Origin of the sequence: Maritimibacter sp. (assembly GCF_016774595.1) — a bacterium.
GTDB lineage: Bacteria > Pseudomonadota > Alphaproteobacteria > Rhodobacterales > Rhodobacteraceae > Maritimibacter > Maritimibacter alkaliphilus.
Genome location: NZ_JACBWT010000002.1, coordinates 216,498 through 238,497, shown reverse-complemented (window position 1 = coordinate 238,497; position 22,000 = coordinate 216,498). Strand labels below are relative to the sequence as shown.

Here is a 22,000-nt window from a genome sequence, read left to right as displayed (position 1 = left end):
AGGTTGACTCGTTCCCCATATGGTCCAACGGACCGAAGAGGCGGCTCATGCGCCTCGGATAGGGGAGCAGACGATGAGTATCACGACCTCGGCACAGCGCGACGCGCTTCGCAAGAAACTCCGCATGATCCTGCTCGGGCCTCAGATGCTCGCGTTTCTCCCCGCGATCATGCTGGGCGCGTTCTGGTTCGGGGGCGAAGGTCTGGCGCTCGTGATCGCGGTGACGCTTCCGGGCATCCTCGTTCTGACCGGGCATGTTCCGGCGCCGTGGCGGGTCCCGGCACGGCGCGACATGCTGACGGGGCTGCCCGGCCGGCAGGATCTGATCGCGACCCTGTCACAGGGGTTTTCGAGCGGGTCGAACGATGCCGGCGATCCGCCCGTGTGTCTCGTCCTCGAGATCGACAATGCCAGCGCGCTCGAATCCCAGTTCGGCGAGGCGGGCGCGGGCACCGTCCTGCGCACCTGCGCCGAACGGCTGAAAGCGGTCTTGCGTGAAAGCGACCTGGTGACCGCGCTGAAACCCGGGTGTTTCGGCATCGCGATCGCGCGCACGCCACGCACCGACCTTGAGGTCATGATCCAACTCTCAGGTCGCCTGCAAGACGCCGTCGGCCAGCCCATATCGCTCGACGGCACACGGGTGCTCCTGTCGTCCTGCCTCGGGTTCTCGATGCCCTCCCGCGTGCCCGATCAGGTCGGGGAAAGCCTGCTCGACGCCGCCGAAAGCGCGCTGGAAGAGGCGCAGAAAGCCGGGCCGGGGTCGATCCGTGCCTTCTCCAACGGGATGCGTCCGCGCGTATCGGTGCCAGACAACCTCACGCGTGAGGTTCTGCGCGCTCTGGAAGACGGCGAAATCCGCCCGTGGTTCCAGCCGCAGGTGTCGACCGACACCGGCCAGTTGACGGGGTTCGAGGCGCTTGCGCGGTGGGAGCACCCCGAGAAAGGGCAGATCGCCCCCGCCGCGTTCCTGCCCGCCATCGCCGAGGCCGGGCTGTTCGAACGGCTGGGCGAGGTCATCCTCTATCACGCGCTCACGGCGCTCAAGGCATGGGACAAGGCGGGGCTGAAAGTGCCCAATGTCGCGGTCAACGTCTCGCCGGAAGAGCTGCGGAACCCGCGCATGTTCGAAAAGATCAGGTGGGAGCTGGACCGTTTCGACCTCGGCCCCGACCGCCTCGTGATCGAAGTGCTGGAAAACGTGGTGGCTCAGTCGGAAGACGACACCACGACCCGCAACATCGCCGCCCTGTCTCGACTGGGCTGCGGCATCGACCTTGACGATTTCGGCACCGGCCATGCCTCGATCTCGAACATCCGGCGTTTCGACGTGACCCGCATCAAGATCGATCGCAGCTTCATCAGCCAGGTCGATACCGACCGCGACCAGCAGAACATGGTGTCGGCGATCCTCACCATGGCCGAACGGCTTGGGCTGGATACGCTGGGCGAAGGGGTCGAAACCCACGGCGAACACGCGATGCTCGCCCAGCTCGGCTGCGGTCATGTGCAAGGCTATTCCATCGCCCGCCCGATGCCGTTCGAAGACACCGCGACCTGGATCGAGACCCATCAGGCAAAGCTGTCGACGATGCCCACGATCGACCACGCCGAGAATCCGCGCGGCAAGAAAGCGAGTTGACGTTTCAGGCGTTACAACCCGCACGAAAACCACGGCCGGATCGCGCGGCAAGACGCCTCGCACCGCCGTGAATTCCGGTAAAACCGCTTGACGTTTGGCCTTGCGGGGGTTTGAACCCCACCATCCGAAATTCACGTGGTGGGCCTTTATGGAAAACCAGAATCGAAACCTCCTTATCGCGACGGTCCTGAGCTTTGTGGTCATCACGGCATGGATGCTCCTGTTCCCACCTGCGGAACCGGAAGCCGTCCAGCCCGAGGAGGTTGCCGAAACCCTCGCCCCCGGTGCAACCGACGGGGCCGCCACGCCCCCGAATGCGGCCGAGCAGACCGGCACTGACGCCGCGCCGGAGGCCACGCCCGACACGACGACCACGGCGCAGACGCTGGAAAACAGCCCGCGCATTCCGGTCGAGACGCCGAAACTGTCCGGTTCGATCTCGCTCATCGGCGGACGTATCGACGACCTGCATCTGTCCGACTACCGCGTCTCGCTCGACAAGGGGTCCGATACCGTCACGCTGTTGCGGCCGTCGGGTTCGGACGAGGCCTATTACACGCTTTATGGCTGGGCTCCGGGCGGCAACCTCGGCAATGCCGACGTCCCCGGCGCGATGACCCAATGGGAACTCGAAGAGGGCGACACGCTCACCCCAGAAACGCCGATCACGCTGGCTTGGACGAACGACGCAGGCATGATCTTTCGCCGCACGATCTCGGTCGACGAGGATTACCTCTTCACCGTGCGGCAGTCGGTCGAGAACGGGTCCGACATCGCCCAACGCCTCGCCCCCTACGGCCTGATCGCGCGTCACGGCGAACCCTCGAACCTCAAGGGGTTCTTCATTCTGCATGAGGGCGTGATCCGTCAGGACGACACCGAACTGTCGGAAATAGATTACAAGGACGCCCGCGAACTCGACCGCGACCCGCGTGAGGGCGCCCCCGCCGAGGCCACCGCGATCACCGAGAACGGTTGGGTCGGCTTCACCGATCACTATTGGGAAACCATCCTCGTGCCGGAAAGCGGCCAGCCCTATACGGCGGTCGTGAAATACGTCGAAGGCGCCGACATCTATCAGACCGAAGTGCGCCTGCCGACCATCGAGGTCGCGCCGGGTGCCACTGCCGAAGTCTCCACGCGGCTCTTCGCGGGCGCCAAGGAATGGGACACGATCCGCGACTACCAGAACGACGAGGGCATCTACCGCTTCCTCGACTCCATCGACTGGGGCATGTTCTTTTTCCTGACCAAACCGATCTTCGCCGTGCTGCACTGGCTGCATTCGTTCATCGGTAACATGGGCTGGTCGATCATCGCCCTGACCTTCGTCATCAAGATGGTGCTGTTCCCGCTCGCCTACCGCTCCTACGTGTCGATGGCGAAGATGAAAGAGCTTCAGCCGGAGATGGAGAAGCTGCGCGAACAGGCGGGCGACGACCGCATGAAAATGCAGCAGGGCATGATGGAGCTTTACAAGAAGAACAAGGTGAACCCGGCTTCGGGCTGCCTGCCGATCCTCTTGCAGATCCCGATCTGGTTCTCGCTCTACAAGGTGATTTTCGTCACGCTCGAACTTCGCCATGAACCCTGGTTCGGCTGGATTCGCGACCTTTCCGCCCCCGATCCGTCGTCGATCCTGAACCTGTTCGGGCTGCTCCCGAACGCAGCACCCGATCCGACGAGCTGGTTCTATTTCTTCTCGCTCGGCGTCCTGCCGATCCTTCTCGGCATCTCGATGTGGCTTCAGCAGAAGTTGAACCCGGCGCCCGCCGACGCCACGCAGGCGACGATCATGAACTGGATGCCCTGGGTGTTCATGTTCATGCTGGGCCGGTTCGCGAGCGGGCTTGTGATCTACTGGATCGCGAACAACACGCTGACCTTCATCCAGCAGTACACGATCATGCGCTCGCACGGCGCCAAGCCGGACATCTTCGGCAACATCAAGTCGAGCTTCAAGAAGAAGCCGGCGACAGAGAAGAAGTAGGGGCGTGACCGCGCCCCTGCCCTTCCCTCTGGCCGAAGAGCCCGACGATGCGTCCCGCGAAGCGGGGCGCAAACTTTTTGCGGCCCAGACCGACTTTCTGAAAGGCGTGGTCGCGATGAACGGCCTGCCGCCCGACGACCGGATCGAGGTCTGCTTCGCGGGCCGGTCCAACGTCGGGAAATCGTCGCTCATCAATGCGCTGACCGGGCGCAAGGGCCTCGCACGGGCATCGAACACGCCGGGCCGCACGCAGGAAATAAACTTCTTCACCACGACCGACGGCCCCTATCTTGTCGACCTTCCCGGCTACGGCTTCGCCAATGCGCCCGTGTCAGTCGTCGAGAAATGGCAGAAACTGCTCAAGTCGTATCTGTCGGGCCGCGCCTCGCTGCGGCGGGCCTTCGTGCTGATCGACACGCGGCACGGGATCAAGGCCGTGGACGAAGAGATCATGACGCTTCTCGACAAGTCCGCCGTCACGTTCCAGGCCGTTCTGACCAAGGCCGACAAGGTGAAGGCGGCGGACCGCGACAAGATCCTGAAACAGGTGCGCGAGAAGCTGTCGAAACATCCGGCGGCTTACCCGGAACTGGTCATGAGCTCGTCCGAAAAGGGCGACGGGATCGCCACGCTTCGGGCGATCATCGCGGGCCTCGATTGACGCGGGCCAAGGGCGATGAAAGGCCAACGGCCTTGAAGAGCGCACGCGGCGACCGTATCACCGATGAAGCCGCCCCCGAGGATCAGCCCATGAGAAAGCTCAGCATGAACCGCGACTGGATCGCCACCGCCAAGACCCTGAACGAAGCCCTGCCCTACCTTCAACGCTACGAGGGCGCGACGGTCGTCGTGAAATTCGGCGGGAACGCGATGGGCGATGACGAGGCGATGGAAAGCTTCGCCCGCGACATCGTTCTGATGCGCCATGTCGGCGTGAACCCCGTGGTCGTCCACGGCGGCGGGCCGATGATTAACGACATGCTCGCGAAACTGGGTGTCGAAAGCGAATGGGTGAACGGCAAGCGCGTCACCGATGCCGCAACGGTCGAAGTGGTCGAAATGGTCCTGTCCGGCCCGGTGAACGCCCGCATCGTGGCGGCGATCAATGCCGAGGGCGGCCGCGCCGTGGGCCTGTCCGGCAAGGATGCGAACCTCATGGTCTGCGAACCCACCGACCCCAAGCTCGGCTTCGTCGGCACACCCATCGAGGTCGATCCTTTCGTTCTGAAACGTCTGTCGGAATCCGAAACGATCCCGGTCATCGCTCCCATCGGTGTGGGGCGGGATGGCGAGACCTTCAACGTGAATGGCGACACGGCGGCGGGGGCCATCGCGGCGGCGCTCAAGGCCGACCGGCTGCTCCTGCTCACAGACGTCGCCGGGGTGAAGAACGCCGAGGGCCAGTTCGTGACCGAACTGTCCGCGATGCAGGTGCGCGAGATGACGAGCGAGGGAATCATTTCAGGTGGAATGATTCCCAAAACCGAGACGGCGCTTTCAGCCCTCGAGGGTGGGGTGCGCGCCGTCGTCATCCTTGATGGCCGGGTGCCAAACGCTTGCCTGCTTGAGCTTTATACCGAACAGGGCCCCGGTTCGATCATCCGACTGGGTTAGACGAAAGTCGTATGCTGCACTGCGGCTTGCTCGCGATGCGTGTGTTCGGGTAGAAAGGCCGGGCACCCTGAAAACGCGAGTATTTTCCCCGTATGACCCTGCGCCTCATTCTGACCCGTCACGCCAAGTCGAGCTGGGACGATCCCCTCATGACGGATCACGATCGGCCCCTGAACAAGCGTGGTCGCGCGTCGGCAGAGGCCATCGGTCGTTGGCTGATGGTCAAGGGGATTTGCCCGGACGAGGTGCTGGTTTCGTCGGCCGAACGGACGCGCGAAACCTGGGATCTGATCTCGAAGGCCGGATGCCCCCATGGCACCCCCGAGATCGCCCCGTCGCTCTATCTGGCCGAGCCGGATACGATGCTGAATGTTCTTAAGAGTGCGACTGGTAAGACGGTGATGATGATCGCCCATAACCCGGGATCTTCGTTCATGGCCCACGGCCTGCTCGAAACCCCGCCGGCGACGCATATCTTCGACCGTTTCCCGACCGGAGCTACTGCCGTCATCGACTTTGAAATTGACAGCTGGGAGGACCTCATCTGGCGGATGGGGAAGCTTGTTGATTTCGTTGTCCCGCGCGATCTGATCGCTGCGGAGGTGGCCATGGCGAACGAACCGCCTGCGCTTTCTGCCTAGACACGGTCCCTGACGGCAGGCGAAGGGCCCTCGCAATCGCGGGGGCCCTCGTCATTTCAGCGGTCCGAATGTACGGGGATCAGTGCCCGATGATCTGGCTCAGGAACTGCTGGGTGCGTTCCGACTTCGGGTTGTTGAAGAACTCTTTCGGTTCGTTCTGTTCGACGATCTGACCGTCGGCCATGAAGATCACGCGGTTCGCGACGGCCTGTGCAAAGCCCATTTCGTGCGTCACGCAGAGCATCGTCATCCCCTCTTCGGCAAGCTCGATCATGGTGTCGAGCACCTCCTTGATCATCTCGGGATCGAGCGCCGAGGTCGGCTCGTCGAACAGCATGATCCGCGGCATCATGCACAGCGACCGGGCGATGGCGACGCGCTGCTGCTGGCCGCCCGACAACTGGCCGGGGTACTTGTTCGCCTGATCGGGGATCTTCACCTTTTCGAGGAAATGCATGGCCCGGTCGACCGCTTCCTTGCGCGGCACCTTGCGCACCCAGATGGGCGCGAGGGTGCAGTTTTCGAGGATCGTGAGATGCGGGAACAGGTTGAAGTGCTGAAACACCATCCCGACCTCGGAGCGCACCTTGTCGACGTTCTTCAGGTCCGAGTTCAACTCGTTCCCGTCGACGACGATGGACCCCTGCTGGTGTTCCTCCAGCCGGTTGATGCAGCGAATGAGCGTCGATTTCCCCGACCCGGACGGGCCGCAGATGACGATCCTCTCACCGCGATAGACGGTCAGGTCGATGTCGCGCAGCACGTGAAACGTCCCGTACCATTTGTTCATATCGGTGATCTGGATCGCCACCTCGTCGGAGACTTCCATCTTCGAGGTGTCGATATGGGTATCGAGTTCCAGGGTGGGCATGGTTGGTCTCCTTAACGGTGGTCGGTGCGAAGCTTCTTTTCGAGCCACATGGAGTAGCGCGACATGGAGAAGCAGGAGATGAAGAAGAGAAGCGCGATGAAGCCGTAAAGCTCCCACACAATGCCGTTCCAATTGGCGTCGGCGCGGATCGAGCCGGTCAGGCCGATGGGATCGAGCAGGCCGATGATCGACACGAGCGTCGTATCCTTGAACAGGCCGATGAAGGTCGAGACGATGCCGGGGATCGAGATTTTCAGCGCCTGCGGCAGGATGATAAGCCGCTGCGCCTTCCAGTAATCCAGCCCCAGCGCATCCGCCGCCTCATACTGCCCGCGTGGCAGGGCGGCGAGCCCCCCCCGGATCACCTCGGCGATATAGGCCGAGGCGAAGAGCGTCGCCATGATCATCACGCGCAGGATGATGTCGAAGTTCGTGCCCGGCGGCATGAAGATGTTCAGAAGCGTCGAGGCCACGAACAGGAGCGTGATGAGAGGCACGCCCCGGATGAACTCGATGAACCCGACCGACAGGTATTTGACGATCAGCAGGTCGGACTGACGCCCCAGCGCGAGGATCACGCCGAGGACGAGCGAAATGGCGATGGCCACGACCCCGATCCAGACCGACAGCATGAAGCCCCCGAACAGGCGGCTTTCCACGACTTCGATGCCCAGCGGAACGATCCCATAGATCGCCTGCGACAGCGGACCAACGAGGAACAGCCAGAACAGCACCGGAATGAGCACGGCGACGATCACAGAGGCGAGGTTGCCGATGACCGACACCAGATAGCGATAGGCCACGAAGCCCAGCGCGGGACCGGCTGCGACCAGAAGCGGGGTCCAGATCGGCCCGCCCCACATCAGCCAAGGCGCGAGGAACAGGAAGGCCCCCGTGAACCACAGCATCTTGCCGGGGAAGGTTTCGTTGAACAGAACCGGGGCCAGCGCCACGAACAGGCCAACGAATGTCAGGATCGGGCGCCAGCGAAGCTCTTCCGGGTAGAAGCCGAACAGAAGCTGCTGCCAGCGTTCGGTGATGACGCCATAGCAGGCGCCCCCGTGCTCTTTCCCCAGCTCCGCGATGATTTCGCGGCAGGCGGACAGCGATCCGGCCCCCCATGTGGGCGACCAGAGCCACGGGATGATCGCGGCCAGCACGAGGTAGATGAACGCCAGCGCGATCACGGTCAGGATCGAATTGAACCAGCCCGAGAACAGGTTCATCCGCAGCCAGCCGATCACCCCCACCTCGCTTGCGGGCGGGTCACGTTCGGGAAGCATATCGGTGCGGACGTAGGACAGGTCTTCCATCTCAGCGCTCCTTCAGCTTCACGCGGTTGTTGTAGACGTTCATCGCCCCGGAAATGGCGAGCGATATGGCGAGGTAGATCAGCATCGTCATCATCACGGCTTCCAGCTCGCGGCCCGTCTGGTTGAGCGTGATGCCCATCAACGTCCCGGTCAGGTCCATGTAGCCCACGGCAATCGCCAACGACGAGTTCTTGGTGAGGTTGAGGTACTGCGAGATCAGCGGGGGAATGATGACCCGCATCGCCTGCGGCAGGATCACCAGCGACATGATCCGGCGGGGCCGGATGCCCAGCGCCGCGGCGGCCTCGGTCTGTCCCTTGGAAATGGCGAGGATACCGCCGCGCACGATCTCAGCGATGAAGGCCGCCGTATAGAGCGAGAGGGCCAGCCACAGCGCGATGAACGAGTTTCTCAGATGCGTGCCACCATCGAAGTTGAAGCCGCGGAGCGCGGGCTTGCCCAGATAGAACCCCATGAGCCAGAGCACGATGACGGACGGCACGACGATGACGGCGGTGCGCAGCCAGAACGTCTTTGGCCGCACCCCCGTGGAATTCTGTATTCGGTCGGCCCGTTGCCCGATCAGGCGGGACACGAGGATGCCCGCGATCAGGGTCGACAGGAAGACGACGAGTTCGAGGCTCACGTCGAACCGGAACCACGCCTCGCCGAACAGGTGGATATCGCCCAGACCTTGCCGCCATGACAGCGGATTGCCCTCTTCGTCCATCCGCCCGAACAGCGGCTCGGGCACATAGACGCCCCGGTTGGTCAGCGCGACGCTGTCGCCCAGCAACATGCTGGCCGAAGGCTCATCGCCCCGGAAAGCGGACGGCGCGGGAAGCGTTTCGATCAGGATCGCCATCGAAAAGACGATCCAGAGCAGAACCGGCACGTTGCGGAACATCTCGACATAGACGGTCATGATGCGGGCGACGAGCCAGTTGTTCGACAGGCGCAGAACACCGACGATGACGCCCACGATGGTCGCCATGATGCAGCCGAGCACCGCGACCAGCAGTGTGTTCAAAAGCCCCATGAGGCTGGCGCGCGCATGGCTGTCGCGAGAATCGTAGTCGAGCAGGCGCTGGTTGATGTCGTAACCCGCAGGCTCGGTCAGAAACCCGAAGCCGACCGACTTGCCGAGATCCGCAAGGTTCTGGACCGTGTTCGACACGAGCCAGCCGATGAGCAGCAGGAAGCCGATCAGGGCGACGATCTGGATCGTCGCGGACCGGTACCGGCTGTCGTAAATGAGCATGGATGGGCGGAAGGTCCCGCCTTCAGGATCGGTAGCCGTCGTCATTCATGTTCCCCGTCGTCCCCGGATCGTTCCCTGGGCGGGTTCTCCCGCCTCCTGCGTCCGGATGAACTGATTGATGCCCCTGAAAAGGAAGCGGGCGCGAGGTTTCCCCCGCGCCCGCCCTGTCACTTACCGGAACGGCGGTGCATACTGAAGGCCGCCGTCTTTCCACTGCGCGTTCAGGCCGCGCGCAAGGCCGATCGGCGTCGACTCACCGATGTTCTTTTCGAAGATCTCACCGTAGTTGCCGCCGGCTGCGATGGCTTTCATCGCCCAGTCGGCTTCAAGGCCGAGCATTTCGCCCATGGTGCCTTCGGTGCCGAGGATACGGTTGATCTCGGGGTTGTCGGTGCCGCTGGCCAGCTCTTCGATGTTGGTCGAGGTGATGCCGAACTCTTCGGCCGCGACCAGCGCGTTCAGGGTCCAGCGCACGATGTCGGCCCATTCGTCATCGCCGTGGCGCACGAGCGGACCGAGCGGCTCTTTCGAGATGATTTCCGGCAGGATCGCGTGATCGGCCGGGTTCTCGAACGACGCGCGGGTGGCGGCGAGGCCGGAGGCGTCCGTCGTGTAGGTGTCGCAGGCACCGGCAAGGTACTGCTGCTGCGCTTCGGCGTTGGTTTCGATCGGAACCGGCTCGTAGCTGATGTTGTTCGTGCGGAAGAAGTCGGCGAGGTTCAGCTCGGTCGTGGTGCCGGTCTGGATGCAGACGGTCGCACCGTCCAGTTCCTTGGCCGAGGACACGCCCAGCGCCTTGGGCACGATGAAGCCCTGACCGTCGTAGTAGTTCACGCCGGTGAAGGTGAACTTGAGGTCCACGTCACGGGTGAGGGTCCAGGTGGTGTTGCGCACGAGGATGTCGACTTCGCCCGAAGCCAGTGCGGTGAAGCGGGTTTTCGGCGTGGTCGGCACGAATTCGACGGCTTCCGGGTCGCCCAGAACGGCGGCGGCGACGGCACGGCAGACGGCGACGTCGAAGCCTTCCCAATGGCCGTTCGCGTCGGGCGCGGCGAAGCCGGTCAGACCGGAGTTCGAACCGCACTTGAGCGATCCACGGGCTTGCACGTCGTCAAGCGTCGCGGCGCTCGCCGAACCGGCGACAAAGCCAGCTACGGTCAGCGCCCCGAGAAATACGGATTTTTTCATGTTTACCTCTTCCTGATGTTCGCCCGTTCCGGGCGTTATGATCCGGTTCGTTGACCGGTGACGATACGAGGAATGGGGCAGGCCCCCTCCATGCCAAGAGTTTGGGCAATTATTCGCATGGGCGTCAAGGGCAAGGGGAATCCGGGCCCGCGCCTAACCCTAGGGAAAGTCTGTATTTTCGGTAGCGCCCGGAAATTCTTGGTCACGAATTTTGATCGGCCAGTCGAAAAAACAGCGCCGCATCCAGAAATGCCTGCCTTTTCAGCGCCGCATGTTCCGCCGCTTCTTCGTCTTCGCCCCAAAGTTCGGCCTGCCAGTTTTCGTCGATCCGCGAGATCGCCCAGCCCGTCTCGGGGTCGATCCGCCCATGCATCACGGCCAGCGCGATGATGAGCGAACCGGACAGGGAAACGAGGTCGTGGAACGCCGCCAGACGGAAGGGGTCGAGGTCATGGACCAGCGCGCCGAGACGCGTCAGCGCGCCGGAATCCTGCGGCGCGTGCATGATACCGATGCGCGGTTCAAGACGCGCGCCGAACGTCTCGTCGGCCCAGTCGAGCAGCGGATCCCAAGCCTCGGCCTGCCGCGCGACCAGCTCGGCCGGTGTGTCCGCGCGGTAGCATGTCAGGTCGCTGTCGCCATAGGCCGCCAGCAGGTCGGCCACTTCGGCGTGCTGAAGGCGCACCTTGTCGATGGCCGAATTCGCCGTGCGGGTCATCGGCATGGTGGACGGGTCGATCTTGTCGGCCTGCGCGTCCCATTCCAAGGCAATGGCCTCGGCCAGCGCACGGGACGGCACCACGAAGGCGGCCTTGGCCGGTGTGCGCACGGTGCGGGTGTCGAGATAGACGGTATAGCCCCCGTCGCACGCGTCGGCCCGCGTCTCTTTCCAGAACCGTTTCGGTGCCCAGTCGCTCATCTTTCGCTCCACAGTCGGTCAATGGCCGGTATCAGGTCGGCGAAGCGTTCAACCACCGCATCCGCCCCGGCCCGTTCCAGATCGTTCGGCGCGTGATAGCCCCATCCGACCCCGATGGTGAAGACCCCGGCGGCGCGACCGGCCTGAATGTCATAGACCGTATCCCCGACGAAAACGGCGTCTTCGGGCGCGACCCCGGTTTCGGACAAGGCCGCGTTCACCATGGCCGGGTCCGGCTTCGACGGCTGGTCATCGGCGGTCTGCGTCGTCGCGAACAGCCCGTCCAACCCATAGGTTTCGATGATGCGACGCATCCCGCGCCGCGACATGCCCGTAGCGGTGCCGAGCAGCATCTCGTCCCGCGCGTGCAGGGTTTCCATCGCGGCGAGCGCCCCCGCGAAGAACGGCGGTGCCCCGTCGCTCTGACGGGCGGTCATGTAGGCGTTCTTGTAGGCCTGCACCATCCGCGCTTGGTCATAGTCGTCGAAGTCACCGAAGAGGCGTTTCACCGCTTCGACCAGCGACAGGCCCACCACGTTCAGCGTATCGGCCCGCGTCGGCGTCGGCAGATCGGCCTCGTCCGCCGCAGCCTCCATCGCCGCCACGATCGCATGCTGGCTGTCGATCAGAGTGCCGTCGACATCGAAGAGAACGAGCTTCAGGGGGCCCATTCTTCCTCCTCGAACGGATCGTCGGGCGCGTCGTCGACGCGAAAGCCAAGCTGCTCCCATGTCCGCGCCATATGCTCCGGCAGCGCCGCCTCGATGAAGATCGGCTTCTTCGTCACGGGGTGCTCGATCTCGATGGACCGCGCATGGAGGTGCAGTTTCTTGGAAATCTCGCCGCCCAGCATCGCGCCCCAGCCGTCGCCAAGGTTCTCCTGCCCCGAGCCGCCGTATTTGCCGTCACCCACGATCGGATGGCCCATTTCGGCCATATGCGCGCGCAACTGGTGGGTGCGCCCGGTGATCGGCGTCAGCCCGACCCAGGCGGCCCGCTGGGCGAGGTTTTCGATCACCACGTAATCCGTCTCGGCCCGCTTGGCACCTTCGACCTTGGCGACCTCGGACGGGTGGATGCAGAGCATCTTTTCCCCTTCGCCCTGACCGCCGTGACCCGGTGCCTTGACCAGCCCCCATTTCACCGTGCCCTTGCGCGGCAGCGGCACGCCCGCGACCACGGCCCAGTAGATCTTGCGCGTGTTGCGGTGCCGGAACGCATCCGTCAGATCCTTGGCGACCTGCCGGGTGCGCGCGAGAAGCAGGACACCCGAAGTGTCCTTGTCCAGCCGATGCACCAGCCGGGGTTTGTCGTCATAGCCGAAGGTCAGCGCCTCGGCCAATCCGTCCACATGCCGGGTCTGTTTCGACCCACCCTGCGTCGGCAGGCCCGGCGGTTTGTTCAGCGCGATGATGTGGTCGTCGCGATAGATCACGCAGTCGCGGATCATCTGCGCGTCCTTGTCCGTCACGCTCGGGCGCGGTGTTGCGGGCCGTTCACCGGGGTCGGGGAGCGGCGGAATGCGCACCTCCTGCCCGACCTCGACGCGGGTGGAGGCCTTGACCCGGCCACCATCCACGCGGATTTCGCCCTTTCGGCACATCTTTTCGACCCGGCCCTGCGGCACATGCGGAAACTGGCGCTTGAACCAGCGATCCAGCCGCTGATCCCCATCGCCCTCGGCCACCGTGATGGTCTGAACCCGGCTCATGCGAACACCCCCCGCGCCGCGTAGACGCCCAGAACAAGTGCGGCGAGCGACAGGCCCACCGACAGCGCCACATATCCCGCCGCAGATGCCACCTGCCCGCGCTCGAACAGCGCCAGCGTGTCCAGCGAGAAGGCCGAGAAGGTGGTGAACCCGCCCAAAACGCCCGTCATCAGGAACGGGGCCCAGACATTACCGCCCTTCTTGGCCAGAACGACGAACAAGACGCCCATAAGGAAACTCCCCAACACGTTCACGATCAGGGTCCCGGCAGGATAGCCGTGCCCGATCACCCGCGTCGCGGTGACGTTCACGAGGTATCGGCCCGAGGCCCCGATGGCCCCGCCCAAAGCGACGGTGAATAGCGTGTTCAACATGCTCACCCTCTCCCGCGCCGGTGCGCCAGAGTCAACCTTGCCGCTTGGCCCGAAGCCCGGCGAAAAAGTCGACACGCTTCTTCAGCTCACGTTCGAAGCCGCGTTCGACGGGTTGATAATAGACCGGGCGCTTCACGTCGTCGGGGAAATAGTTCTGACCGGAAAAGCCGTCTTCGGCGTCATGGTCATACTGGTAACCCGACCCATAGCCTTCGTCCTTCATCAGGCGCGTCGGCGCGTTCAGGATGTGTTTCGGCGGCGGCGACGATCCGGTCTGCTTGGCCTGCGCGCGCGCCGCCTTGTAGGCGACATAGCCCGCGTTCGATTTCGGCGCGAGGGCAAGGTAGACGACCGCCTGCGCCAGCGCCAATTCGCCCTCGGGCGACCCGAGCCGCTCATACGTTTCCCACGCGTCGATGCAGATGCCGTTGGCCTGCGGATCGGCCAGCCCGATGTCCTCGACCGCCATGCGCGTCAGACGGCGGGCAAGGAAGCGCGGATCCTCGCCCCCTTCCAGCATTCGGGTGAACCAGTAGAGCGCGGCATCGGGGTCGGACCCGCGCACCGATTTGTGCAGCGCCGAGATTAGGTTGTAGTGCCCGTCCCCCGACTTGTCGTATTGCGCTGCCCGGCGCATCAGCCGCGTGGCGAGCGCATCTCGGTCGAGTTTGCCATCGACCCGCCACGCCATCACCTGCTCGATCAGATTGAGCAGCGCGCGCCCGTCGCCGTCGGCCATCTCGATCAGCGCCTCGCGCCCCTCGCCGGTCAAGGGCAGTGCGCGGTCCAGTTCGCGTTCGGCACGCTGCGCCATGCGTTCGAGGTCGGCAGGCTCCAACCGCTTCAGCGTAATGACCTGTGCGCGGCTCAGAACAGCGGCGTTCAACTCGAACGACGGGTTCTCGGTCGTGGCCCCCACCAGCAGGATCGTCCCGTCCTCCATATGCGGCAGAAAGCCGTCCTGCTGCGCCTTGTTGAAGCGGTGGATCTCGTCGACGAACAGAAGCGTGCCCTTGCCGTTCTGACGCCGCATCTTGGCCGCCTCGAACACCTTGCGCAGGTCCGTGACACCCGTGAAGATCGCGCTGATCTGAATGAAATGAAGGTCGGTGACATCCGCCAGCAGCCGCGCGATGGTCGTCTTGCCGACCCCGGGCGGCCCCCAGAGGATCAGCGAGCCAAGCGATCCCGACGCCAGCATCACGCCCAAGGGGCCATCGGGGCCAAGCACCGCCTCTTGTCCGATCACCTGATCCAGCGCGGCGGGGCGCAACCGGTCGGCCAAGGGCCTCGGCCCGCCGCCTTTCGCTTCGCCGCCAACACTGTCGAACAAATCCGCCATGCGCCCAATCTAGGCCCGGAGTGCACCGGCTTCCAGCGCCCCCCGTCACTGTTGTTCAAATACTTTCGGGCGAGGTCAGGACGGGTCCGGGGCTGGCCCCCGGCGTCGCAACCCGTCAGAGCAGGTTGTATTCATGGGCGCGTTGCACCGCTTCCGCCGTCGTGCGCACGAACAGCGCCTCGCGTGCCGCGCGTAGCCGCGCCTTGAAGGCGCTTTCGGAAATGCCCAGCACCGCCGAGGCCTCGGCATGGCGGTTACCCTTGGCGACCAGCCGAAGGGCCATACGCTGCGCCGGGGTCAGCCGGTCCGGCGGTGTCGCACGTTCGTGCAGGGTTTCGACGACCGACCGGATACGGGCGATTTCGGTATCCGTGAACTCCCTGTCGTCACGAGCGAAACCACCGATGGTGCGCGATGAGGTCAGGCCGGTCGAAACCGCCACGCCGAACGTCAGGCCAAAGCGGCGCGCCTGCCCCATGATGTTCAGCGGGTCGGGAAGGTCGATGTCGCTCCACCGGATCGCACCATCATTGCCGAAGCCCCAGAACACCATCGGGTCGGCGAGCATGTAGCCCTTCTCGGTATAGATTTCCGTCCAGCGCGGATCGTAGGTCTGGATCATCAGATGCGCGGCTGCGAACCGGATGTGCAGGCCGAGCGCGTAGCCCCGTGGCGCGAGATCGGAAAGTTGCGAGAGCCCGTGGTCCAATCCCAATACATCAGACATCACCCAGCCCCCTGTCTCAAATACGCATCAACTCTTTAGAGCGATTACAGCTTTCTTTGACAACCTTAAATTGTGCGGTCAGAATTGGGCAAGAGGATTCACCGCAAGGCACCGGGTTTCATGGATGACGACGATCTCGTAGCGTGGCTGAACGCGCTGGACGACGAACAACGCGAGTTGCTGGCGCGCCATCTGGATATGTGGCCGGACGAACCCGTGGATGGAAGCACGCGGGCCGACCTGTTCGAAGCCGCGCTGGAGCTTTTGAAAACGCAACGCACCGGCAAGCCCAGCCGCATGAACTGAGCGCGGCCTGTTCAAGGGACCATTTGACGCAAAGAAAAACCCCGCCGCGGATGTCCGGGCGGGGTTTTCGTTCGGGTCGGTCTGACCGATCCGAAGCTTATTCTTCGGCGAACGCCGCTTCTTCTTCCTCGGCAACGCGGGCCTTGTCGGCTGCGCCCTTGGCGTCGACGTCGCGGTCGACGAATTCGATGATCGCCATCGGCGCCATGTCACCGGTGCGGAAGCCGGCTTTCAGAACGCGGACGTAGCCGCCCTTGCGTTCGGCGTAGCGCGGGCCGAGCACGTCGAACAGCTTCGCCACATAGGCGTCCTGCTTGAGCTGGCTCGCGGCCTGACGGCGGGCGTGAAGGTCGCCGCGCTTGCCCAGCGTGATCAGCTTTTCGATGATCGGGCGCAGTTCTTTGGCTTTCGGCAGGGTCGTCTTGATCTGCTCATGCTCGATCAGCGAGCCGGCCATGTTGGCGAACATCGCCTTGCGGTGTTCGTGGGTGCGGTTCAGGCGGCGATAGCCCCGTGCGTGACGCATTTGAAGTCTCCTATCTCAGGTTTTGCTTTGTCTGGCGACCATGCGTTTCGGCCGCTCTCCTTGGGGCGTCATTGCCCATGTGGTCCCCGGCATTCCGGGCATTGGTGAGGTGGGTTGGCACCCACCCTACGGCGACCCGTAGGGTGGGTGAAACCCACCAAGATCTCAGAACTGGTCTTCGAACTTCTTGGCCAGATCTTCGATGTTCTCCGGCGGCCACTCTTCGACATCCATGCCGAGGTGCAGGCCCATGCCCGAGAGCACTTCCTTGATTTCGTTCAGCGACTTGCGGCCGAAGTTCGGGGTGCGGAGCATCTCGGCTTCGGTTTTCTGGATCAGGTCGCCGATGTAGACGATGTTGTCGTTCTTCAGGCAGTTCGCAGACCGCACCGAAAGCTCCAGCTCGTCCACTTTCTTGAGAAGAAGCGGGTTGAACTCGAGACCGTCGTCGTCGTCCTGACGGCTGGCCGATTCCGGCTCATCGAAGTTCACGAAGATCGACAGCTGGTCCTGGATGATCCGCGCAGCGAAAGCCACGGCATCGTCCGGGGTGATCGAACCGTCGGTTTCGACCTTGAGCGTCAGTTTGTCATAGTCGAGCACCTGACCTTCGCGGGTCGGCTGCACGTCGTAGGACACTTTCTTGACCGGCGAATAGATCGCATCGACCGGGATCAGGCCGATCGGCGCATCTTCCGGCTTGTTCTTGTCGGCCGAGACATAGCCTTTGCCGGTGTTGACGGTCAGTTCCATGAACAGGTCGGCGCCGTCGTCGAGGTGGCAGATCACGTGATCCTTGTTCAGGATCTCGATGCCTGCGCTTTCCGAGATGTCGCCAGCGGTGACGACCATCGGGCCCTTGGCCGAGATCGACAGGCGCTTGGGCCCTTCGACTTCCATACGGATCGACACGCCCTTGAGGTTCAGGACGATGTCGGTGACGTCTTCACGCACACCAGCCACCGACGAGAACTCGTGCAGCACGTTGTCGATCTGCACGCTGGTGATGGCGGCGCCCTGAAGCGACGACATGAGAACGCGGCGCAGCGCGTTGCCAAGGGTCAGACCGAAGCCGCGCTCGAGCGGTTCGGCAATGACGGTGGCCTGACGCGACGGGTCGTTGCCCGGCTTGACGTCGAGCTGCGTCGGTTTGATCAATTCAGCCCAGTTTTTGTGGATCATGCGTCCCTCCATTCCTGTTCTGCCCCATGTCCAAAAGGCAGAACGCCCGAGGTTCAAAAATGACGGACTCGGGCCAAGGGTTTCCCCCGGCCCGAGCGAAAAAAGTCTGCCTTAGACGCGACGGCGCTTCGGCGGACGGCAGCCGTTGTGCGCGATCGGCGTCACGTCACGGATCGACGTGATGTTGAAGCCGACGGCAGCCAGCGCGCGCAGCGCCGATTCACGGCCCGAACCGGGGCCCTGCACTTCGACTTCCAGCGTTTTCACGCCGTGTTCCTGCGCTTTCTTGCCTGCGTCCTCGGCGGCCATCTGGGCGGCGAAGGGGGTCGACTTGCGCGAACCCTTGAAGCCCATGGTGCCAGCGGACGACCACGAGATCGCGTTGCCCTGCACGTCCGAGATCAGGATCTTGGTGTTGTTGAAGGACGAATTCACATGCGCCACGCCAGCGGCGATGTTCTTGCGCTCTTTGCGCTTCGTGCGAGTCTTATCGCGTGCCATTCTTCAGACCCTCCCTTACTTCTTCTTGCCAGCGATGGGTTTCGCCGGGCCTTTGCGCGTGCGCGCATTGGTGTGGGTGCGCTGACCGCGCACGGGGAGGTTGCGGCGATGACGCAGGCCACGGTAGCAGCCAAGGTCCATCAGACGCTTGATGTTCATCTGCGTCTCACGGCGCAAGTCGCCTTCGACGGTGTAGTTCGCGTCGATGTGCTCGCGGATCGTCAGCACTTCGGCGTCCGACAGTTCGTTCACGCGGCGCGTGACGTCGATGTTGGTCGCTTCGCAGATGCTTTTGGCAGAGGTGTGACCAATGCCAGTGATGTAGGTGAGGGCGATCGGGACGCGCTTGTGCGTCGGGATGTTCACGCCGGCAATACGTGCCAAGTCGGTCTTCCTTTCGTTGCGGACCCGTAGTTCCAGGTCCTTTTTTCACAACGTAAGCCCGCGGGGGTCATCCCTGCGGGCCGCAGCTGAAACTCTGGTCTGGTGAGTGCGGGGCGCGACCCCGAAAACACCGATTCCCTTTTCGGGATGCGGTGCTTTACGAGGGAATCATCGGCGCGTCAAGACTTGGGCCGACAATAGCGGCGTGGCGGGGGGAACCCCGAGTTTCTTGACCTGCGACAAGGCGGGCGGGCGCGGGACGGGTATGATAGCCCCGTTGCGTGGCCCACTTCGCGAGGCGCCATGATGTTTCAAGCAGTATATGCCAGTCATGCGGTCTATCCAATGGGTCACCCAAGCGACGCGGACATTCTGCGCGTGGCCCGGCGACAGGCCGCCGAGTTCAACCTGACGGGGTTCCTCCTGCGTACCGAATGGGCCTTTGCGGGCGCGTTCGAGGGGGACGGTGCCGCCGTTGCCCGCATGTTCGACGCAGCCCTGCGCGATCCGCGTCACAGGGTCATGCGGGCCTGGGGCCCCTACCCCATCCTCATGCGCGGTTTCGACGGCTGGGCGATGGGGTACGGGCCGCTTGGCCGTGACGGGTTCATCATGCCCAAAGGCGTGGGGCGGGACGCATGGAAGGACCGCGATCGCATTCTTTGTCGCCTGCGCAAGAGCGCGGGTGCACAGGGGGACGAATGCTATGGCGCCACGCAGATCTGAAGGATCAGCGGCTGATCCCAGTTCGACCCATCCATCTGCACCGTGCCATCGCCCATTTCCATCAGCGTGAAGACGCCGGGATCGACGAATGGTCCGGGCTCCATGCAATAGCCCATGCGGGTCTGGATCTCGCCTTCTTCGAGATAGGGATCGAACGGGGTGTCGAAATCGCAATTCCATTCGATCCCGACAAGGCCCTGCCGGCTCAGGACGAGGTGATCCTCGTCCACCGTGAAGATCGGGCCATAATCGTCGAACCCATCGAGAAAGCCGCAGCCGCGCGGGCCGTTGACGAAAGCATTGGCGGATGCGGCGGCAGGCAGGGCCAGACCGATGGCCAGCGCGATCAGTTGGTGGCGCATGACATGAAGACCTTGGGTTCGGACCAGTGCGAGAAGGTGACGACCGTCATGCCCCGCGCGGAATAGACGATGTCGAACGTCCCGCTCAATTCGGGTTCGTCCGGCGCAAAGCAGGTGCCGTCGATCTGTTCCGGGCCACCGTCGGGGTCGAGCGAGATCCGCCCGTCGAACGCGCATTCGACGGCGCCGCCCCAGATGCGTTCATAGTCCAGAATGTTGTTGTCCGGGCCAAGGGCGTGGATCGGCCCGCCGTCGCCGCCCGTGCCCGCCACGACCGCGCAGGCATCGGGGCCGGAGACGAAAAGCGTCATGTCCTGCGCCGAAACGGGCGCACCGGCAACGAGGAGCGCAAGAAAAAAGGGATATCGCAAAGAAAAATCCTCCGAGCTATGCCCGGAGGATCGTCTCAAACCGGTTATCGGTCAATCGTCAGCCGAGGATGGCCTTGATCGAACCCGCAACCTCGTCGATCGAGGCAAGGCCGTCGATCGATTTCAGGTCGCCCTTGGCATAGTAATAGCCTATGAGCGGCGAGGTCTTCTTGTAGTATTCCATCAGCCGCGTGCGCATGCTTTCGGCGTTGTCGTCGGCGCGGACCGGCTGACCGGCTTCGGCCGCTTCCTTCGCGCGGTTCACGACGCGCTGCACCAGCGTTTCGTCGTCGACCTGCATCTCGATCACATGGTCGAGCGACGCACCCTTTTCCGCCAGCAACTTGCCCAGCGCGTCGGCCTGACCCAGCGTGCGCGGGAAGCCGTCGAAGATGAAGCCGCCCGCATTGTCGCCTTCGAGCTTCTCGGCGATCAGCCCGATCACGATCTCGTCCGTCACAAGTTCGCCCGCATCCATGATCGCGGCGACCTTGTTGCCCATCTCGGTGCCCGAGGTGCGCGCTTCACGCAGCATGTCGCCCGTCGAGAGCTGGATCATGTTGCGTTCGTCCACGAGCTTTTTCGCCTGAGTGCCCTTCCCTGCACCCGGCGGTCCAAGAAGAATGATATTCATCGTCTGGCTGGTCCCTTCCGTCCCTTTTTCGCAGCAGTCCCTCCGCGTTTACCGCGCAGCTGCGATTTCTCAATGAGGCCTTCGTATTGATGTGCAAGCAGGTGGCTCTGAACCTGCTGGATCGTATCCATCGTGACGGACACGATGATGAGCACCGAGGTGCCGCCGAAATAGAACGGCACGGCAAGCTGGCTGCGCAGGATCTCGGGCAGCAGACAGACCGCTGCAAGGTAGATCGAGCCCAGCGTCAGGATGCGGGTCACCACATAGTCGAGGTATTCGGCGGTTTTCTTGCCGGGGCGGATGCCCGGAACGAAACCGTTCTGGTTTTTCAGGTTGTCGGCCACGTCCTCGGTCTTGAACGCCACTTCCTTGGTGTAGAAAAACGTGAAGAACACGATCATGGCGGTGAAGAACAGCAGGTAGAGCGGCTGACCGGGGCCGAAATAGGCAAGCAGCGTCGACATCACCGGGCCGGCGTTGCCGTCCTGGTTGAAGGTCGACAGCGTCGTCGGCAGCAACAGCAGCGCCGAGGCGAAGATCGCCGGGATGACGCCTGCCGGGTTCACCTTGATCGGCAGGTGGCTGGAGCCGCCGTCATACATCTTCATCCCCACCTGACGGCGCGGATACTGGATGTGGATCTTGCGCAGCGCGCGTTCCATGAACACGACGAAGGCGATCACGGCCATGACCATGACCAGCACGCCGATGATGACCGCAGGGCTGATGGCGCCCGAACGACCCTGGCTCAGGAATTGCGCGGCGGCTGCGGGCAGTTCGGCCACGATGCCCACGAAGATGATAAGCGAGATGCCGTTGCCGATGCCGCGTGCGGTGATTTGTTCACCGAGCCACATCAGGAACATGGTGCCACCCACCAGCGTCACGACGGCGGAGGCGATGAAGAACGGCCCCGGCGTCGACACGAGGTCGCCGGCCTGAAGGCTGTTGGCCAACGCGAAGGCCTGCCCGGTCGCCAGCGCCACGGTGCCGTAACGCGTGTACTGGTTGATCTTCTTGCGGCCCTGCTCGCCTTCTTTCTTGAGCTGCTTCAGCGGCTCCCACATCGACGCCAGAAGCTGAACGATGATCGAGGCCGAGATGTAGGGCATGATGCCCAGGGCAAAGACACCCATCCGGCCCAGCGCACCGCCCGTGAACATCGACAGGATGCCGCCGATCCCGGCTGCGGCCTGTTCCATGAAGTCACGCAGCGCGCCCGCGTCGATCCCCGGCACCGGGATATAGGTCCCGATGCGGTAGATGATCAGAAGCCCGATGGTGTAGAAAATGCGTTTGCGAAGGTCAGTCGCCTTGCCCAGCGCGCCCCATGAAAGGTTCGACGCCATTTGTTCCGCTGCAGATGCCATATGGCCCCCTGTTCGTGGAAACGCCGCCGGACCGTTTCCCGG

At 63.4% G+C, this 22,000-nt stretch carries 25 protein-coding genes; 7 read left to right on the top strand and 18 right to left on the bottom strand.

The window, feature by feature from the left end:
* The first annotated feature begins 73 nt into the window (after window positions 1-73).
* The 5 genes from HOY44_RS12330 (at window position 74) to HOY44_RS12310 (ending at window position 5,887) form a co-directional block, all read left to right on the top strand.
* A complete protein-coding gene (locus HOY44_RS12330; protein ID WP_287434904.1) occupies window positions 74-1,642 on the top strand; it encodes a putative bifunctional diguanylate cyclase/phosphodiesterase in 1,569 nt (522 codons plus the stop codon).
* Between the two features lie 148 nt (window positions 1,643-1,790).
* Complete coding sequence (yidC, locus tag HOY44_RS12325) at window positions 1,791-3,632, top strand: membrane protein insertase YidC (protein ID WP_008331458.1); 1,842 nt, start codon at window positions 1,791-1,793, stop codon at window positions 3,630-3,632.
* A gap of 4 nt (window positions 3,633-3,636) precedes the next feature.
* Window positions 3,637-4,293 carry a ribosome biogenesis GTP-binding protein YihA/YsxC gene (yihA, locus tag HOY44_RS12320; protein ID WP_287434903.1) on the top strand — a complete coding sequence of 219 codons (657 nt, stop codon included), beginning with the start codon at window positions 3,637-3,639 and terminating at the stop codon, window positions 4,291-4,293.
* An 89-nt stretch (window positions 4,294-4,382) separates the two neighbouring features.
* Entirely contained in the window at window positions 4,383-5,246 is an 864-nt protein-coding gene (gene argB, locus HOY44_RS12315) for an acetylglutamate kinase (RefSeq protein ID WP_040885637.1), read from the top strand.
* A gap of 92 nt (window positions 5,247-5,338) precedes the next feature.
* Window positions 5,339-5,887 carry a SixA phosphatase family protein gene (locus HOY44_RS12310; RefSeq protein WP_008331463.1) on the top strand — a complete coding sequence of 183 codons (549 nt, stop codon included), beginning with the start codon at window positions 5,339-5,341 and terminating at the stop codon, window positions 5,885-5,887.
* Window positions 5,888-5,966: 79 nt separating this feature from the next.
* Here HOY44_RS12310 and HOY44_RS12305 read toward each other — a convergent pair whose 3' ends face one another.
* From HOY44_RS12305 to HOY44_RS12260, 10 genes are all read right to left on the bottom strand, one after another.
* Window positions 5,967-6,758 (bottom strand): amino acid ABC transporter ATP-binding protein, encoded by a 792-nt coding sequence (locus HOY44_RS12305; RefSeq protein ID WP_287434902.1) that lies wholly within the window; start codon window positions 6,756-6,758, stop codon window positions 5,967-5,969.
* 11 nt (window positions 6,759-6,769) lie between these two features.
* Complete coding sequence (locus HOY44_RS12300; RefSeq protein ID WP_287434901.1) at window positions 6,770-8,071, bottom strand: amino acid ABC transporter permease; 1,302 nt, start codon at window positions 8,069-8,071, stop codon at window positions 6,770-6,772.
* Between the two features lies 1 nt (window position 8,072).
* Entirely contained in the window at window positions 8,073-9,377 is a 1,305-nt protein-coding gene (locus HOY44_RS12295; protein ID WP_287434900.1) for an amino acid ABC transporter permease, read from the bottom strand.
* Between the two features lie 126 nt (window positions 9,378-9,503).
* Window positions 9,504-10,520 (bottom strand): amino acid ABC transporter substrate-binding protein, encoded by a 1,017-nt coding sequence (locus HOY44_RS12290; protein ID WP_008331471.1) that lies wholly within the window; start codon window positions 10,518-10,520, stop codon window positions 9,504-9,506.
* Window positions 10,521-10,722: 202 nt separating this feature from the next.
* Entirely contained in the window at window positions 10,723-11,439 is a 717-nt protein-coding gene (locus HOY44_RS12285) for an ATP12 family chaperone protein (protein ID WP_287434899.1), read from the bottom strand.
* Entirely contained in the window at window positions 11,436-12,110 is a 675-nt protein-coding gene (locus HOY44_RS12280) for an HAD-IA family hydrolase (RefSeq protein WP_287434898.1), read from the bottom strand. Before HOY44_RS12280 ends, HOY44_RS12285 begins: the two co-directional genes overlap by 4 nt.
* The gene (locus tag HOY44_RS12275) at window positions 12,098-13,150 is read right to left on the bottom strand and encodes an RluA family pseudouridine synthase (protein ID WP_287434897.1); all 1,053 of its coding nucleotides are present in this window, start codon (window positions 13,148-13,150) and stop codon (window positions 12,098-12,100) included. The genes HOY44_RS12280 and HOY44_RS12275 overlap by 13 nt, the downstream gene beginning before the upstream one ends.
* Window positions 13,147-13,524, bottom strand: a complete 378-nt coding sequence (gene crcB, locus HOY44_RS12270; protein ID WP_138424470.1) for a fluoride efflux transporter CrcB — start codon at window positions 13,522-13,524, stop codon at window positions 13,147-13,149. Before crcB ends, HOY44_RS12275 begins: the two co-directional genes overlap by 4 nt.
* A gap of 31 nt (window positions 13,525-13,555) precedes the next feature.
* Complete coding sequence (locus HOY44_RS12265) at window positions 13,556-14,866, bottom strand: replication-associated recombination protein A (protein ID WP_287434896.1); 1,311 nt, start codon at window positions 14,864-14,866, stop codon at window positions 13,556-13,558.
* A 115-nt stretch (window positions 14,867-14,981) separates the two neighbouring features.
* Window positions 14,982-15,593, bottom strand: coding sequence for an autoinducer binding domain-containing protein (locus HOY44_RS12260; RefSeq protein WP_040884746.1), 612 nt, complete (start codon window positions 15,591-15,593; stop codon window positions 14,982-14,984).
* Window positions 15,594-15,713: 120 nt separating this feature from the next.
* Between HOY44_RS12260 and HOY44_RS12255 the strand changes: the two genes are divergently transcribed.
* Window positions 15,714-15,899 carry a hypothetical protein gene (locus HOY44_RS12255; RefSeq protein WP_008331494.1) on the top strand — a complete coding sequence of 62 codons (186 nt, stop codon included), beginning with the start codon at window positions 15,714-15,716 and terminating at the stop codon, window positions 15,897-15,899.
* A gap of 97 nt (window positions 15,900-15,996) precedes the next feature.
* Here HOY44_RS12255 and rplQ read toward each other — a convergent pair whose 3' ends face one another.
* The 4 genes from rplQ to rpsM form a co-directional block, all read right to left on the bottom strand.
* On the bottom strand, window positions 15,997-16,425 hold the full coding sequence (gene rplQ, locus HOY44_RS12250; RefSeq protein WP_008331495.1) for a 50S ribosomal protein L17: 429 nt from the start codon (window positions 16,423-16,425) through the stop codon (window positions 15,997-15,999).
* A 165-nt stretch (window positions 16,426-16,590) separates the two neighbouring features.
* The gene (locus HOY44_RS12245) at window positions 16,591-17,607 is read right to left on the bottom strand and encodes a DNA-directed RNA polymerase subunit alpha (protein WP_008331496.1); all 1,017 of its coding nucleotides are present in this window, start codon (window positions 17,605-17,607) and stop codon (window positions 16,591-16,593) included.
* Between the two features lie 111 nt (window positions 17,608-17,718).
* Window positions 17,719-18,108 carry a 30S ribosomal protein S11 gene (rpsK, locus tag HOY44_RS12240; protein WP_008331497.1) on the bottom strand — a complete coding sequence of 130 codons (390 nt, stop codon included), beginning with the start codon at window positions 18,106-18,108 and terminating at the stop codon, window positions 17,719-17,721.
* Window positions 18,109-18,123: 15 nt separating this feature from the next.
* Window positions 18,124-18,492 carry a 30S ribosomal protein S13 gene (gene rpsM, locus HOY44_RS12235; RefSeq protein WP_040884749.1) on the bottom strand — a complete coding sequence of 123 codons (369 nt, stop codon included), beginning with the start codon at window positions 18,490-18,492 and terminating at the stop codon, window positions 18,124-18,126.
* Window positions 18,493-18,798: 306 nt separating this feature from the next.
* Here rpsM and HOY44_RS12230 point away from each other — a divergent pair, with 306 nt between their 5' ends.
* Entirely contained in the window at window positions 18,799-19,218 is a 420-nt protein-coding gene (locus HOY44_RS12230; protein ID WP_287434895.1) for a BLUF domain-containing protein, read from the top strand.
* On the opposite strand, the gene HOY44_RS12225 is transcribed toward HOY44_RS12230, so the two are convergent.
* From HOY44_RS12225 to secY, 4 genes are read right to left on the bottom strand one after another with little or no spacing between them, the layout of a single operon-like run.
* Entirely contained in the window at window positions 19,197-19,580 is a 384-nt protein-coding gene (locus HOY44_RS12225) for a hypothetical protein (RefSeq protein ID WP_287434894.1), read from the bottom strand. The genes HOY44_RS12230 and HOY44_RS12225 overlap by 22 nt on opposite strands.
* A complete protein-coding gene (locus HOY44_RS12220) occupies window positions 19,565-19,951 on the bottom strand; it encodes a hypothetical protein (RefSeq protein ID WP_287434893.1) in 387 nt (128 codons plus the stop codon). The genes HOY44_RS12225 and HOY44_RS12220 overlap by 16 nt, the downstream gene beginning before the upstream one ends.
* 58 nt (window positions 19,952-20,009) lie before the next feature.
* On the bottom strand, window positions 20,010-20,585 hold the full coding sequence (locus HOY44_RS12215) for an adenylate kinase (RefSeq protein ID WP_008331507.1): 576 nt from the start codon (window positions 20,583-20,585) through the stop codon (window positions 20,010-20,012).
* Complete coding sequence (secY, locus tag HOY44_RS12210) at window positions 20,582-21,958, bottom strand: preprotein translocase subunit SecY (protein WP_040884751.1); 1,377 nt, start codon at window positions 21,956-21,958, stop codon at window positions 20,582-20,584. The genes HOY44_RS12215 and secY overlap by 4 nt, the downstream gene beginning before the upstream one ends.
* Between the last annotated feature and the right edge of the window lie 42 nt (window positions 21,959-22,000).